This window comes from Magnetospirillum aberrantis SpK (assembly GCF_011022235.1).
In the GTDB taxonomy this organism is placed as follows: domain Bacteria; phylum Pseudomonadota; class Alphaproteobacteria; order Rhodospirillales; family Magnetospirillaceae; genus Magnetospirillum; species Magnetospirillum aberrantis.
In genome coordinates this window covers 62120-74831 of sequence record NZ_JAAIYP010000036.1, presented here as the reverse complement: position 1 = coordinate 74831, position 12712 = coordinate 62120, and the positions used below count along the sequence as shown (strand labels likewise).

The window sequence follows — 12712 nt, the reverse complement described above, 5'->3', positions numbered from 1 at the left end:
ATCCATTGTCCGAATGGGTCGAGTGATCTTGCCTGAAAGCATGTGCTGTCCCGTACCAGGATGATGAAGGGGGGGCACGCCATGGATAAAGCCGAACTCGATGAACGTTTCCACCAAGCCACGCAGCATCTTCGGGCCGGATCGCTGGACGTGGCGGAATCTATCTGCCGGGATATTCTCCACAGCCGGCCAGACGATTATGGTGCGAACCATCTGTTAGCCCTGTGCTTAGAACGAGATGGACGCTTTCCAGAAGCTGCTTCAGCTTATTTACGCACCATCTTGTTGTCCCCCGGTAACCCTGCTCCGTACCTTCACCTGGGGAATTTATGCGTCACTATGCATCAGCCCAAGGATGCCATGTCCGCATACGATCAGGCCTTGGCGATCAGGCCGCAATGGTCTGGCGCCTTGGTCGCCAAGGCGAGGTTGCTGTCCGCGCTTCATCGGGTGCCCGAAGCACTGGTTACATTCCGCCAAGCGGTAATCGCCGCTCCCACGGACGTCCAATTATTGACGGAGTTTGGCTTGGCGGCTCAAGCGACCGGCGAGTTAGACGAAGCTTTGGCCGCTCTTCAACAGGCCGCCGGACTCGCACCGGAAAATGGCCTTGTGCTGTCCAATCTCGGCAACCACCTCCAGCAGTATATGGGCAGGCCGCAAGAGGCGTTGCCTATCCATCAGCGGGCGGTGTCAATAGCTCCCGATAACGCTGTAATCCGCTACAACCACGCCCTGACCAGCCTCAGTCTCGGCCTTTTCGATGATGGTTGGCGTGACTACGAGTGGCGGTGGCGGGCGCGGCCGGGGGGCCTGCGCCAACGTGTCTTCGCCCAGCCACAATGGGACGGCGTTGATCTGAATGATCGCATTATTCTGCTGCATGCAGAACAGGGATATGGCGATACCATCCAGTTCCTGCGTTTCGTAGAGCGGGTCCGATGTCGAGGTGGTCGTGTGGTGCTACAGGTCCGGCCGGCTTTGTTGCCGCTGGTGAGGGATTTCCCGGGGGTGGAACGGGTCGTGACACCAGAGCAAGACACGGGGCATATCGACACCCATCTGCCGCTGCTGAGCCTGCCCCATGTGCTAGGACTGACTCGCGAAATCGATCTGACCATGGAAGAGCCTTACCTGAAGGCCAACCCCCGCAAGGTCAAGGAGTGGCGCGACCGCATGGCGGAGATGGCAGAAGGATTCCGTATCGGGATTGTCTGGGCGGGTGATCCCAAACATGGCGGCGACCACCTGCGGTCCATACCTCTGCCGTTGATGGCCGGGGAGCTATCCCGTGTGGCGGGCGGTATCAGCTTGTTCAGCTTGCAGAAATTCGAGAGCCATGAGAGTGGGCCTGTCAACTGCGACACCTCGGGCCTGGTCGATCTGTCGTCTAGATTGGTGGACTTTTCCGATACTGCCGCCGCCATCGCGGCTCTTGATCTAGTGATTACCGTCGACACCGCCGTCGCCCATCTGGCTGGTGCTCTCGGCAAGCCTGTGTGGGTCTTGCTTCCCTTCGCGTCCGATTGGCGCTGGCAGCAAGGCCGTGACGACAGCCCGTGGTATCCTTCTATGCGCTTGTTTCGTCAAAGCCGGCGTGGAGATTGGCGCGCCGTTCTGGAGGATGTTGTCACGGCGTTAGCGACCTGACCTGCCTTGGTGAAATTCCTTCAGTTTGATGGTTGTGTCCTCCTGTCGTGATGGCTGGGGTATCAGTTCGCCGCGAACCCGTTGCGTTCGAGATCCTTGATGCGGACGATCATGCTTCGCTTGGGATCACCGGGCAGATCCTCGAAGCCGAAGCGGCGATAGAACCCGCGCACCTCTTCATCAAGGGGATGGGTGAGAACCCCGAAGCAGCCGACTTGCCTGGACACCAGAACCGACGTCTTCAGAGCATAGAACAGCAACGACCGGGCCACGCCCGTCCGCTGGAACCGCCGGTCGACGGCAAGCTGGCCGAGCAGGAAGATCGGGACGGTGTCCGGCGTATTGCGCTGCGCCGCCTTGGGCAGGAATTCCCGCTCGATTTGTCCCGTGCTCAAGGTGACGTAGCCGACGATGGCGCCGGTTTCCGTGTCGCACAGTACCGTGGTGCGAGAGATGCCGAGTTGCTGATTGCGCCAGGCATTCCGCCGGAACCACTGGTTCATCGAGTCCCGGCCGCAGTCGAAGGCTTCCCGGTCGTCCGTTCCGTCTAGCGGACGAGGCGGGCTCAGTCGCGCCATGGTGGAGTGGCCTTGGCAAGCTCGCCGAGGGCCGGAACTTCCTTCGCCGGGCTGTCGGCCCAGGCTTCAAACCTCTCCCAGTCGGCTGCGGGGATGACCACGCGGTTCTGCTGGACGAGTTCGATCTCCGCGGCCTCCACCGCCTTGCGGCGGATGAAGTCGCTCAAATTGGTGCGGGACTGTTCGGCAGCGGCTTCGAGGAGCTCACGTTCCTGAGCCGAAATCCGGACACTGACCGGCGCGAGATTGGCCATCGAAGTGCTCCTTTCATGCCTGTAGGACAATAGCATACACCGGCCGGAGAGGGAACATTGTCGAGAGGATGAAGCCGGAAATACGGAAACCCGTATCTCCGGCTTTACGGATACCAGGCCGCGCGGTCGAGCAGCTTCTTCGCCCGGGCCTCCAGGTCGAGCCAGGCGTCCTGATGGGGCTTGTCGCGGGCGATGGCGGTGATCCCCTGCACGAAACCGAACACGCTTTCCGGTTTGCGGCCTTCCTCGGCCGAACGGGTCATTTCAATGGGTTGCCGGTATGAGCGGTTGCTTCGCGACATGACTTTGTCACAGGACGATTCAGCTCCGGTCCGCCGCTTTCAGATCGCGATGGCTGTTCAGAAGGTGGGGAAGTTGGGGCGCCGATCTCTTTACCAATCCCAGGGACGCGATCTGGCGTCACATTGCGATACAACTTAAAGAAGTCATTGCGCTTGACTCAGCGGACGGTGCTAGATTAGCGTTACATCATCATCTACCAAAAGTGGTTTGAATGATAACGCATAGTCCTAAGAATTTTGCATGCATTATAATGCTATGCTTGTTGGTTGGATTATGCGTCACAAATAACCCGTTTATCGGGTTCTTTTGGTGTTGTTAATCGCGTTGCGCGATAGTGGGCGGCGCGTCCATAAGGGAGATGGTTATGTCGGATATTCAGTACCAGAACGTCACGATTTCCGTCACCAACGCCAATCCGGGCCAGAAGATCAAGGTGCTGTTGGCGCCGCTGGCTCCGCAGAGTTCACAGGTGGCATGGAGCACCGGTGCGCCCATGGCCGCCTCGGCCGGCATGCAATTGACCGCCAGCGGCCAGCCGCTGCCCCTGCAACAGTTGAACATCACCGGCACTGCCCTGACCTTCCTGACCTCCTCGGCCGGTGGCAGCTCGGGTGCCTTGCAATTCAACTTCCAATTGTCGCTGGCGGGTGCCGGCGGCCCGCAGTTCTTTACGCTTTCGGCTCCCAACGACCCCAACGTGCTGGTCACCGCCGCCTTGGTCGGTCAGTTGCCGCAGGTCATCAACGAGGCGCCGACCACGCTGCAGTGGCCGTCGTAAGGCCTGTCGTCGGCAGGTTGCCGGGGTCGTCCGCCCAATGGTAGGCGACCCCCGTGGCCGTTCGGAATACCCGTCTGAGGGATGCCATGCCATGAACTGCTATCAGATCGCCTTCATCTTCACTGCGGACGACAGTTCGCTGCCGCTGTCGGCCTTTCTGGCCTTGACCGATTCGAACACCTTCCTGTCGGGCGCGAACTACATCCAGCAGGTGTTGCCCTACACCACGTCGAGCACGCCGCCGCTGGTCAACCTCAGCTTCGCGGCGAAGCAGATTCAGTTCGTCTGCGGCCTGTCCTCGATCAGCACCGCCCGGCAGGGGCTGGAAGTGGTGACCTATGTGAGCGGGGAGGGGACGTCCCTGCAACTGAACCTCGGCAACAGCTCGCCCACCTTCAACATGTCGTACCGCTTTCTGGGCGGCGTCGGGTCTGGACAACTGGTGGTGGGCAACAACTCCATTTTGTTCCCGACGGCGTAAGGGAGAGCAGCCATGGACGCCAACAAGCCCGGCGACGACAAGGCGAAGGGGGGTAAGGGCTCGCAGCCCAACTCTCCGGGCGGCAAGGCGCCCGAGGCGGAAGCCCCGTTCGTCACCTCGATTTATTCCGGTCCTGTCTTCGCCCCAGGTTCCGGTCCCGCTTCTGACCTCGCCGAAACCGTTTCGGCCGGGCCGGGCGTACCGCCGTTTCCTTCGGTCTTCACCGATGCGCCGCCGCAATCCGGTGCCGCCCAGCCGGCAGCCGCCGGCCCGCAGCAGGTGGTGGCCGGTGGGCCGTCCGATTCGTTCCTGGAGCGCTATAGCCACCCGACAGCAGCGGAAGCCGACGGTATCGTGCCATGCCACTTCCTGTCCATCACGGTCTCTGGGCTGCGCGCCAACAGCAAGATGTTCCTGAATATCCGCGAAGACCAATGGGCCATCTGGAGCGAGGGCTACGGGCGCGGCATGCGCGGCGTGGTGGTTGAGGCGACCAAGGACCCGGTACTGGCGCTGTCCAGCTTTCTGGTCAATGCCCGCGAGCTTTACTTGCAGACCTTCAAGGACAGCCAGGAAATGCGGGTCAACCTGTACGTCCGTACCCGTCAACCCAGCCTGCGCGGACGTATCGACCTGCCGCCCGGAGCCAGTGTGACGCTGGAATCCCGGTCGGACCGCACCAGCCTTATCGGCCTCAGTTCGTTCGCCATCGACTTTTGACCCGACGGGAGCCAGCACATGCGCGCGCAAACCATACCCGTGGTGTTGCTGTTCAGCAACGTGGCGGCCAATTCCAATCTCAGCATCAACCTGACTTCGCCGGGGGTGAAATGGAGCCTGGGCGGTGCGTCGCCCGATAGCTTGGGCTTTTCCTATAACGTCATTCCCGACAACCCCGACAATTCCAACTCGTGCATTCAAAGCATCTCGTTCGACGACGACGTGCTGGTGGTGGTGACCTCGCCCACCGCGCCCGAGTTCAGCAGCTTCACCCTGACGCTGGCGTTGACGGTGGAAGACGTCGAGTACCTCCAGGGCTATTGCACCCTCAACAACGAAGCGGTGGTGCTGGTCTATTTCGGTGTCGGCGGGCCGGTGCAGTGGCGCAACGGCCGCATCAGCGCCGTCCTGCATCCCACTGGCACTCATTGTGTGCCTGTGCTGCTGTCCATCAAGGGGGCGCCGGCCAACGCGCGGGTGGAAATCTCCGTCGGCACCCCGCCGGGCGGCCAGCCGGTGGAATGGACGCTGGGGCCGGAAGGCGGCTCGGTCATGGGCTTGACCCTTTATGGCGGCAACGGGCCCATCGGCTTGTCCAAGATGCTTTATTCCGGTCGGCGGATCACCTTGCAGACGGCGCCCTCCGGCGGAGGGCAGCAGGCGTCGGCCATCGGGCTGGTGGCGTTTCTGTCGTGGCAGGCGCCGTTGCTTCCGTCGGCTCCCGGAAAGCCTCCGGTGCCGGCCCCCGGTGGGCCGTCCTTTGTCTATCTGCGGCTGGGCGCCGATCCTGGCATCACCGCCACCTGCCAAGTGGGCAACCATCAGCCACAAGCCGTCAGCGCCACCGACACGTTGTTCATGCTGTAAGCCATGGCCCTGGACCCGGCAGCCATCCCGCCAACGCCATCGACAGACGGCCAGATCGTCGCCCGGATCAGCCGCGCGCTGGCGCGATTGGTCCGGGCGGGGATTCCCGAATTGAGGGCCGAGAACGCGGTGGTCTTCGATTCGCCAGCCGAGATCGACAGCCATGACGAGAACAAGCTGTCGCTGTTCCTGTATCAGATCGATCCCAATCCGTGGCTGGCCAACCTACCTCGGACATTGGAGCGTGGACCGTCGGGGTTCGCGCTGCGGCCGGCGCCCATGGTGGTGGACCTGATCTACATGATGGTACCCTATGCCAAGTCGGCCGAGATCGAACTGGTCCTGGCCGACAAGTTGGTGCGCCTGCTGCATCTGGTCCCCGCCTTGGCTGGGCCTATGCTGGACCCTGTGCTGGAGCGGGCCGGCAACCATGTGATGGACATCGTGCCTCAGCCGGAAAACCCGCAATTGATGCGCGACCTGTGGGGCGGTTTTCCCGGCAAGTCGTACAAGTTGACCAAGCTCTACCGGGTTACCCCGGTTCGCATCCCCGGTGCCGGACCCGAAGACGTTGACATGGTCGAGACGGCGCTGCTGGCTCAGGCGCCGCCGCCTTCCGCCGCCGAGGAGTTGGACCATGGTTGAGCTGGATTCCCTGTCGGCGGTGGTGCAGGTGATCGACGGTTTCAGCGGCGCGCCGGTCGAAGGGGTGCCGGTGCGCTTCACCGTGGACGGCTGTGTGGTCGCGCCGCTGATCAAACCCCAGGGCTATTTCGCGTTCACCCGTCTGGCCGGTGGCGCCCATGCGGTGGAGGTGGAGGCCCAGGGCTTCTTTCCCGCCCGCCTGCGGGTTCAGGTGCCGCCATCGGTACCGCTGGCCGAAGCGGTGGTGGACTGCCCGCTGAACCCCACCCCGCTTTACCCGTTTCCGTCTTGGGCGACGCTGATCCGCGGCCGTGTCGGCGGTACCGCAGGACAGGTGCGCATCCTGGCCCAGTATCGTGACAGCGGCGGCCACGCCCGGGAATTGGCGACCGCGACCGTGGCGGCCGGACCGTGGGCCGGCGCCTATGTCCTGGCTCTGGCCGGACGGCTGGCGGCCGAGACCGACGTGACATTGAGCGTGACTGGCCGTGAACGCACCGTGCGTGCGGCGCGGGGCCGCATCACCGTCTTGAACCTCGATCTCACCTAGAGGAGAAGCAGCGTGGTCAATTACCTTCATCCCGGCGTCTATCCGGTCGAGGTGCCCGGAGCGCGCAGCATCCAAAGCGCCTCCACGTCGGTCGCCGCCTTCGTTGGCGTGGCCGAGGCCGGACCGGTCAACGAGCCCACGCTGATTACCAGTTGGAACGCCTTCACACGGCAGTTCGGCGCTTTCATCTGGGGCGCCTTCATGCCCTGGGCGGTGTACGAATTCTTCCTGGAAGGCGGTTCGGCCTGCTGGATCGTGCGTACCGATTCCAGTGGTGCCAAGGCCGCCACCGCGTCCCTGGGCGGCACTACCCTGGCCGCCGCCAGCGGCGGCATCTGGGGTAACAATCTTCAAGCCATGGTGCGCAACGCGGTGGCCACCAATCCGACCACCGCCACGGCGCCGGTGTTCACCCTGGACGTGGTGGTGGACGCCACCGTCATCGACGGCACCAACGGCCAGGCCCCTGACCCCACCAAGACGCCCCAGGGCACCCAGATGCTGATCGCCTATGTGCGGCAGAACGGTCTGACGGCCACCGCCATCGGCAGCAAGTCCTTTTACACGCTGGAAAGCTTCTCTGGCTTCACCGATACCGGCGCCGGCTTCGTCGGGCGCATCAACGCCAATTCCATGTTCATCCGTGTCGCCAAGGCCGATGGCGCTCGCCCGGCCAACACCAACGCGCCGGTTCCCTTCACCGCAGGGGCGTCGGCCACGTTGGACCTGGACAAATCCTACGGGACCCTGGCGGCGGTGCAGGGTGTCAGCCTGCTGGCCATTCCCGACAGCGTCGCCATCACTACCACCGACGGCATGGTGGATTCCGCCGACCAGGCGGCTCTGATCAACCGCGGCCTCAATTTCTGCCAGGCGCAGACCAGCCTGTTCTATGTGATCGACCCGCCATGGAACCAGAGCGTCCAGAGCGTCGCCGCCTTCAAGGCTGGCTCGGCCACCAGTCCGGCGCTGAATTCCAGCTACGGCGCGCTCTATTATCCCTGGGTGTGGATCTATAATCCCATCGCCCGCGGCAAGGTGCCGATTCCGGCCTCGGGGCCGGTGCTGGGCCGTTACGCCTATACCGATGCCAATGTGGGCGTCTTCAAATCGCCCGCCGGGGTCAATGACGGCGCCCTGCGCACGGTGGTCTCGGTGGCGACGCAACTGACCGACGCCGATCAGGACATCATCAATCCCAATGGCATCGACGCCATTCGCAGCCTGATCAATTACGGCAACGTGATCTGGGGTGCCCGCACCGTCTCGCAGGACACGCAATGGACCTATGTCAGCGTCCGGCGGCTGTTCATCTATGTGGAACAAAGCCTTAAGAACAGCCTGCAATGGGTGGTGTTCGAACCCAACGACCAACAATTGTGGTCGTCGGTGACCCGCGACATCGCCGCCTTCCTGACGTTGCTGTGGCAGCAGGGGGGACTGTTCGGTGCCAGTGCGGACGAGGCGTTCTTCGTCACCTGCGACGAATCCAACAACCCGCCCGACGCTCGTGCCCAGGGCATCCTGACCATCGATATCGGCCTTGCCCCGGTCTATCCGGCCGAGTTCGTCATCCTGCGCATCACCCAGAAGACCGCCGGCCCCGATTCGGGATCGTGACCAACGGAGAGGCTGTAGACCATGGCACAATCGCTCTCAGATCCGTATCGCGGCTTTCGCTTCCGCGTCGAAATCGCCGGTATCCAGATCGCCGCGTTTTCCGAGGCCAGCATCCCCGACATCACCATCGAAAGCGTGGATTACCGCGAAGGCACGGACCCCATCTACAAGCGTCCGCTCTCTGGGCTGTCCACCTATGGGCGGGTCACCCTGCGGCGCGGCCTGACCGATTCCACCGACCTGTACGAGTGGCAGCAGCAAGTGCTGAACAAGGGCTCGACCACTACCCGCAAGAACATCTCGCTGATCCTTATCGCCGCCGACGGCCAGGACAAGTGCCGGTGGAACATCATCAACGCCTGGCCGACCAAGTACGAGACCGGCGGCCTCAACGCCTCCAGCAGCGACGTGGTGGTCGAGACCCTGGAAATCGCCCTGGATTACATGACCCGCGTGAAATAACGGAGCATCGACGTGACCGTCATTCAGACCGAAATAGAATTCAAGCTTCCCATCGGCTATCGCGATGCCGAGGGTACCTTGCACCGTGAAGGCGTGATGCGTCTGGCCACCGCCGCCGACGAGATTCTGCCGTTGCGCGACCCTCGGGTGGCGTCCAACCCCAGCTATCTCAGCATCATCATCCTGTCGCGGGTCATCGTGCGGCTGGGTACGCTGGACATGATCAACACCAAGGTGATCGAGGATATGTTCTCGGTCGATTTCAACTATCTGCAAGCCCTCTACAACCGCATCAACGCGCTTGAAGAGGAAAACTTCGAATCGGGGGAAGTCCTGCCGGGCAGGCCCGGCTGACCGACTCTTCCGAGGCCCTCTACGCGGAAATCGCCTTCATCGCCTATCACTTCCATTGGCCGCTTGCGGACCTTCTGGCGATGGAGCATGGGGACCGGCGCGGGTGGTGCGAGCGGATCAGCCAGATCAACCGGGCGATGAACGCGGACGAGCATCGCGGCGAAATTCCCTTGGAGGGGTGACATGGCCAACAAGGTCGATCCGTTCAGCGCCTATAATTTCGTGGTCGAGGTGGAAGGCATCCAGGTCGGCGGCTTCACCTCGGTGAGCGGATTGCAAGCACGCGCCGAGGTGCGCAGCGTGCGTGAGGGCGGGGTCAACACCACCGAATACAAGCTGGCCGGTCCGATCTCTTATTCCGACCTGACGCTCGAAGCCGGCATTACCGCCCAGGACCCCATGTGGACCTGGTACAAGGCGACGCTGGACGGCCACGTCCTGCGCAAGAACGGCACCATCTACCTGATGGACCGCAACGGTCAGCGGGCGGTGTGGTGGAACTTCTTCAACGCTTGGCCGACGGAGTGGCAGGGGCCGTCGCTGGACGCGGCACAGACCCTGGTCGCCACCCAGCGCTTCGTTCTGGCCCATGAAGGCATCGTGAAATGCGGGGGCGGTTGATGCTGCGTCCCCGGTCGCTGGAAGCCGCCGGGCGGATGGTGGGGGGCGGCCCGGACTTGACGCCGTGGACGGGCCATGACGGGCCAGGTCTGGTGTTGTTGCGTCGGGCGCGTCCCATCGCCGCCCAGGCGGCCCGGCCGCCCCAGACCATCAATGTCCGTCATCAGGTCAACATCTCCCTGCGGGCTGAAATCCGCCAACCCCGCGAACTGCGCAAACCCCAGCCGGTGATCGTCATGAACATCCTGGCCCTGACGCCGCGCCGCGCCGAAGCTGCGTTGCCGCTGATCTTCTACCGCGCCGCGCCCGGTGCGCCTTTGGCTTTCCGCCGGGGGGGCACCCGTACCGCCGTGTCCGAGGCCCAGTATCAGGTTCAGCGAATCACCAGCGTGGTGCAAAGCCGGGTGGTGCACGAGATTTCCCAGGCATCGCCCTGGCGTCACGAATTGCGCGAGGCTCTGCGCTCGCCCGAGGTTCTGCACCAACTCACCGACCGCATCGGCCGCGCCATCGACCGCCGCGCCGATGTGGATCGCTATCGGCGGGGGGTGTAAATGCTGGAAAAGGCCAAAATCGTGGTGGAGGCGACGCGGGAGGAAATCCCGGTCATGTACAATCCCACCGAATTGTCCCTGAACCGCACGGTGCAAGTGGATGGCGAAGGCTCGAACATCCAGTTCCAGCGCAGCAGCGCCGACGATCTGGTGGTGTCGCTGTTCTTCGACAGCTACGATGCCAAGACCGACATTCGCCAGCAGACCGACCGCATCGCCGCCCTGACCATGCCGACCACCGGCACCGGCGTGCGGAAGGAACCGCCGGTGGTGGTGTTCACCTGGGCGGGGCCGCTGTTCACCGGCATCGTCACCCGGCTGCAACAGAAGTTCACCATGTTCCTGCCCTCGGGAATCCCGGTGCGGGCCGAGCTGACGGTGACCTTCAAGCCGGTGCTGACCACCCAGGAGGATCTGGCCTCGCGCGGCTATTTCAATTGCCGTCAGCTCTGGACCGTGACCGAGAACGACCGCCTGTATCTGATCGCCAAGACGACCCTGGGCGACGCCGGCCAGTGGCGGTTGATCGCCGACGAAAACGACATCTACGACCCGCTGAACTTTCCCCGCGCGACCGATGTCGGCCGCACCCTGGTAATCGTCGATACCCATGACACGGGGGGAGGCAATGCGTAGCGTCCAGACCGGCGCCTTCGCCATCCTACGTGAAGGCAACGCGGTGACACCGTCCATGGTTGCCAGCATCAGTGACGTCGAGGTGGTGGACGAAATCAACGTTCCCGCCATGTTCAGCTTCACCTTGGACCTGTCGGGTCCGCAGGGTGGCGACCGGCTGGACGTCTTCCGGCCGGGGGACCAGATCATCATCCGGTTGGGCCTGGACAAGCTGCAAACCCTGATCGAGGGTGAAATCACCGCGATCGAGCCCGATTTCGGTTCCCGCGCCACGGCTTCGATCCGTGGCTTCGACCGCATGTACCGGCTGCGCTTCGGTACGGACAACAGGGTGTTCAAGAACCTGTCCGATAACGACATCGTCACCCAGGTGGCGCGGGCCGCTGGCCTGACGGTGAAGGCCCAGGGCATCCGCACCGAGATCCACGATTACGTGGCCCAGCGCGCGGTCAGCAATTACGACTTCCTGCTGGAACGCTGCAAACTGCTTAATCACGAGCTGCTGATGGATGGCACCACCCTGGTGTTCCGTCCATCGGGTGAGGGTGCCAATCCGGTGCGTACCTTGACCTATCCCCGCGATGTGGAACAGGTGCGGTTGAATCTGCGCGTGCCCACCGAGGGTGGCAAGGTCACGGTGCGCAGCTTCGATCCGGCCACCAACAAGGTGATCAGCGCCACCAGTCAGGACCAGAACGTGCGCGACCGCATGGGCGGCAGCCAGACCGGTTATCAGATGGCCAGCGATTTCCCCCAATCCTCGGTGACCATTGAGCAGTTGAGCATCACCAGTGTCGAGGCGTTGCAGGCGGTGGCCAACGCGCGCCATCAGGCGGGGCTGGAACGCTTCATCGCCGGCAGCGCCAATCTGGTGGGCGATCCCGACCTGACCGCCGGCGTCAACGTGCGCCTGTCGGGTCTCAGCAAACGCTTCGACGGGGTCTATTACATCACCTCGAGCACCCATCGCTACGGCGATCGGCACGGTTATTCCACCGACGTACAATTGCGCAGGAGCGGCGCATGAGTCCGCCCGCCAATCTCGCCCCCGGCGTCACCCTGGCCCAGGTCTGCGACACCAAGGATCCCAAGGGCATGGGGCGCATCAAGGTCAGCTTCAACGTGGCCGGCCAAAGCCTGGAATCCGATTGGGTGCCGGTGATGAGCCTGTTCGCCGGCCTCGACACCGGCGCCTTCTTTCTGCCGGCGGTCGGCGATTCGGCGCTGGTGGCGTTTGGCGACGGCGATCCCAACCAGCCTTATGTGCTGGGCTTCCTGTGGAACGGCAAGCTGAATCCGCCGGTGGAACAGGCCAAACAGCAGGACGTGCGCGTCATCCGCACCAAGAAAGGCAAGGTGCTGACCTTCAACGATTCCGACAGCGGTCAACTGACCCTGTCGGACGAAAAGGGCAACACCATCCGCATCGACACCGCCGGCAATTCCATCGCCGTCGATAGCCAGGGCGACGTCACCATCACCGCCAAGGGCAAGGTGACCATCAAGGGCGCCTCTGTGCATCTGACCAACACGGGCGGCAGCGTCACCGCCGATTTGAACGCGGCGCAGATGCAGATGAACGGCGCGCAAAGCATCCGCCTCAAGGCGGCCATGATCGACCTGAACTGACGGAGCGCCA

General features: G+C 63.1%; 19 protein-coding genes. 16 read left to right on the top strand and 3 right to left on the bottom strand.

Going from position 1 to position 12712, the window contains the following annotated elements; genetic code table 11:
• Positions 1-81: 81 nt before the first annotated feature.
• The gene (locus G4223_RS09610; protein ID WP_163678468.1) at positions 82-1650 is read left to right on the top strand and encodes a tetratricopeptide repeat protein; all 1569 of its coding nucleotides are present in this window, start codon (positions 82-84) and stop codon (positions 1648-1650) included.
• 62 nt (positions 1651-1712) lie between these two features.
• On the opposite strand, the gene G4223_RS09605 is transcribed toward G4223_RS09610, so the two are convergent.
• From G4223_RS09605 to G4223_RS09595, 3 genes are all read right to left on the bottom strand, one after another.
• A complete protein-coding gene (locus G4223_RS09605) occupies positions 1713-2228 on the bottom strand; it encodes a GNAT family N-acetyltransferase (protein WP_163678465.1) in 516 nt (171 codons plus the stop codon).
• Entirely contained in the window at positions 2216-2482 is a 267-nt protein-coding gene (locus G4223_RS09600; protein WP_163678462.1) for a type II toxin-antitoxin system TacA family antitoxin, read from the bottom strand. The genes G4223_RS09605 and G4223_RS09600 overlap by 13 nt, the downstream gene beginning before the upstream one ends.
• A 104-nt stretch (positions 2483-2586) precedes the next feature.
• On the bottom strand, positions 2587-2745 hold the full coding sequence (locus G4223_RS09595; RefSeq protein WP_420844441.1) for a hypothetical protein: 159 nt from the start codon (positions 2743-2745) through the stop codon (positions 2587-2589).
• 404 nt (positions 2746-3149) lie between these two features.
• On the opposite strand from G4223_RS09595, the gene G4223_RS09590 reads away from it, so the two are divergent.
• The 15 genes from G4223_RS09590 to G4223_RS09520 all read left to right on the top strand — a co-directional run bounded on the left by G4223_RS09590 (position 3150) and on the right by G4223_RS09520 (position 12702).
• On the top strand, positions 3150-3563 hold the full coding sequence (locus G4223_RS09590; protein ID WP_163678459.1) for a hypothetical protein: 414 nt from the start codon (positions 3150-3152) through the stop codon (positions 3561-3563).
• 91 nt (positions 3564-3654) lie between these two features.
• Positions 3655-4044: a hypothetical protein gene (locus G4223_RS09585; protein WP_163678457.1), complete on the top strand. Its 390-nt coding sequence runs from the start codon at positions 3655-3657 to the stop codon at positions 4042-4044.
• A gap of 12 nt (positions 4045-4056) precedes the next feature.
• Entirely contained in the window at positions 4057-4764 is a 708-nt protein-coding gene (locus tag G4223_RS09580; RefSeq protein ID WP_163678454.1) for a hypothetical protein, read from the top strand.
• A gap of 18 nt (positions 4765-4782) precedes the next feature.
• On the top strand, positions 4783-5631 hold the full coding sequence (locus G4223_RS09575) for a hypothetical protein (protein WP_163678451.1): 849 nt from the start codon (positions 4783-4785) through the stop codon (positions 5629-5631).
• Positions 5632-5634: 3 nt separating this feature from the next.
• Positions 5635-6276 carry a Pvc16 family protein gene (locus G4223_RS09570; protein ID WP_163678449.1) on the top strand — a complete coding sequence of 214 codons (642 nt, stop codon included), beginning with the start codon at positions 5635-5637 and terminating at the stop codon, positions 6274-6276.
• Positions 6269-6826, top strand: coding sequence for a carboxypeptidase regulatory-like domain-containing protein (locus G4223_RS09565; RefSeq protein WP_163678446.1), 558 nt, complete (start codon positions 6269-6271; stop codon positions 6824-6826). The genes G4223_RS09570 and G4223_RS09565 overlap by 8 nt, the downstream gene beginning before the upstream one ends.
• A gap of 12 nt (positions 6827-6838) precedes the next feature.
• Positions 6839-8446, top strand: a complete 1608-nt coding sequence (locus G4223_RS20375; protein WP_163678443.1) for a phage tail sheath C-terminal domain-containing protein — start codon at positions 6839-6841, stop codon at positions 8444-8446.
• A 21-nt stretch (positions 8447-8467) separates the two neighbouring features.
• Positions 8468-8908 (top strand): phage tail protein, encoded by a 441-nt coding sequence (locus G4223_RS09555; RefSeq protein ID WP_163678441.1) that lies wholly within the window; start codon positions 8468-8470, stop codon positions 8906-8908.
• 12 nt (positions 8909-8920) lie between these two features.
• A complete protein-coding gene (locus G4223_RS09550; protein ID WP_163678438.1) occupies positions 8921-9262 on the top strand; it encodes a hypothetical protein in 342 nt (113 codons plus the stop codon).
• Positions 9229-9444: a DUF6760 family protein gene (locus G4223_RS20440; protein ID WP_420844442.1), complete on the top strand. Its 216-nt coding sequence runs from the start codon at positions 9229-9231 to the stop codon at positions 9442-9444. The genes G4223_RS09550 and G4223_RS20440 overlap by 34 nt, the downstream gene beginning before the upstream one ends.
• A gap of 1 nt (position 9445) precedes the next feature.
• Positions 9446-9883: a phage tail protein gene (locus G4223_RS09540; RefSeq protein WP_163678433.1), complete on the top strand. Its 438-nt coding sequence runs from the start codon at positions 9446-9448 to the stop codon at positions 9881-9883.
• Complete coding sequence (locus G4223_RS09535) at positions 9883-10437, top strand: hypothetical protein (RefSeq protein ID WP_163678431.1); 555 nt, start codon at positions 9883-9885, stop codon at positions 10435-10437. Before G4223_RS09540 ends, G4223_RS09535 begins: the two co-directional genes overlap by 1 nt.
• Complete coding sequence (locus tag G4223_RS09530; protein WP_163678429.1) at positions 10438-11073, top strand: CIS tube protein; 636 nt, start codon at positions 10438-10440, stop codon at positions 11071-11073.
• Positions 11066-12100 (top strand): phage late control D family protein, encoded by a 1035-nt coding sequence (locus tag G4223_RS09525; protein ID WP_163678426.1) that lies wholly within the window; start codon positions 11066-11068, stop codon positions 12098-12100. Before G4223_RS09530 ends, G4223_RS09525 begins: the two co-directional genes overlap by 8 nt.
• Positions 12097-12702 (top strand): phage baseplate assembly protein V, encoded by a 606-nt coding sequence (locus tag G4223_RS09520; RefSeq protein WP_163678423.1) that lies wholly within the window; start codon positions 12097-12099, stop codon positions 12700-12702. The genes G4223_RS09525 and G4223_RS09520 overlap by 4 nt, the downstream gene beginning before the upstream one ends.
• The last annotated feature ends 10 nt before the right edge of the window (positions 12703-12712 follow it).

Bases quoted from the DNA above. Each gene is read 5' to 3' on its own strand.
- G4223_RS09610 (WP_163678468.1), top strand. From the start codon at position 82: ATGGATAAAGCCGAACTCGATGAACGTTTCCACCAAGCCACGCAGCAT.
- G4223_RS09605 (WP_163678465.1), bottom strand. From the start codon at position 2,228: ATGGCGCGACTGAGCCCGCCTCGTCCGCTAGACGGAACGGACGACCGG.
- G4223_RS09600 (WP_163678462.1), bottom strand. From the start codon at position 2,482: ATGGCCAATCTCGCGCCGGTCAGTGTCCGGATTTCGGCTCAGGAACGT.
- G4223_RS09595 (WP_420844441.1), bottom strand. From the start codon at position 2,745: ATGACCCGTTCGGCCGAGGAAGGCCGCAAACCGGAAAGCGTGTTCGGT.
- G4223_RS09590 (WP_163678459.1), top strand. From the start codon at position 3,150: ATGTCGGATATTCAGTACCAGAACGTCACGATTTCCGTCACCAACGCC.
- G4223_RS09585 (WP_163678457.1), top strand. From the start codon at position 3,655: ATGAACTGCTATCAGATCGCCTTCATCTTCACTGCGGACGACAGTTCG.
- G4223_RS09580 (WP_163678454.1), top strand. From the start codon at position 4,057: ATGGACGCCAACAAGCCCGGCGACGACAAGGCGAAGGGGGGTAAGGGC.
- G4223_RS09575 (WP_163678451.1), top strand. From the start codon at position 4,783: ATGCGCGCGCAAACCATACCCGTGGTGTTGCTGTTCAGCAACGTGGCG.
- G4223_RS09570 (WP_163678449.1), top strand. From the start codon at position 5,635: ATGGCCCTGGACCCGGCAGCCATCCCGCCAACGCCATCGACAGACGGC.
- G4223_RS09565 (WP_163678446.1), top strand. From the start codon at position 6,269: ATGGTTGAGCTGGATTCCCTGTCGGCGGTGGTGCAGGTGATCGACGGT.
- G4223_RS09555 (WP_163678441.1), top strand. From the start codon at position 8,468: ATGGCACAATCGCTCTCAGATCCGTATCGCGGCTTTCGCTTCCGCGTC.
- G4223_RS09540 (WP_163678433.1), top strand. From the start codon at position 9,446: ATGGCCAACAAGGTCGATCCGTTCAGCGCCTATAATTTCGTGGTCGAG.
- G4223_RS09535 (WP_163678431.1), top strand. From the start codon at position 9,883: ATGCTGCGTCCCCGGTCGCTGGAAGCCGCCGGGCGGATGGTGGGGGGC.
- G4223_RS09530 (WP_163678429.1), top strand. From the start codon at position 10,438: ATGCTGGAAAAGGCCAAAATCGTGGTGGAGGCGACGCGGGAGGAAATC.
- G4223_RS09525 (WP_163678426.1), top strand. From the start codon at position 11,066: ATGCGTAGCGTCCAGACCGGCGCCTTCGCCATCCTACGTGAAGGCAAC.
- G4223_RS09520 (WP_163678423.1), top strand. From the start codon at position 12,097: ATGAGTCCGCCCGCCAATCTCGCCCCCGGCGTCACCCTGGCCCAGGTC.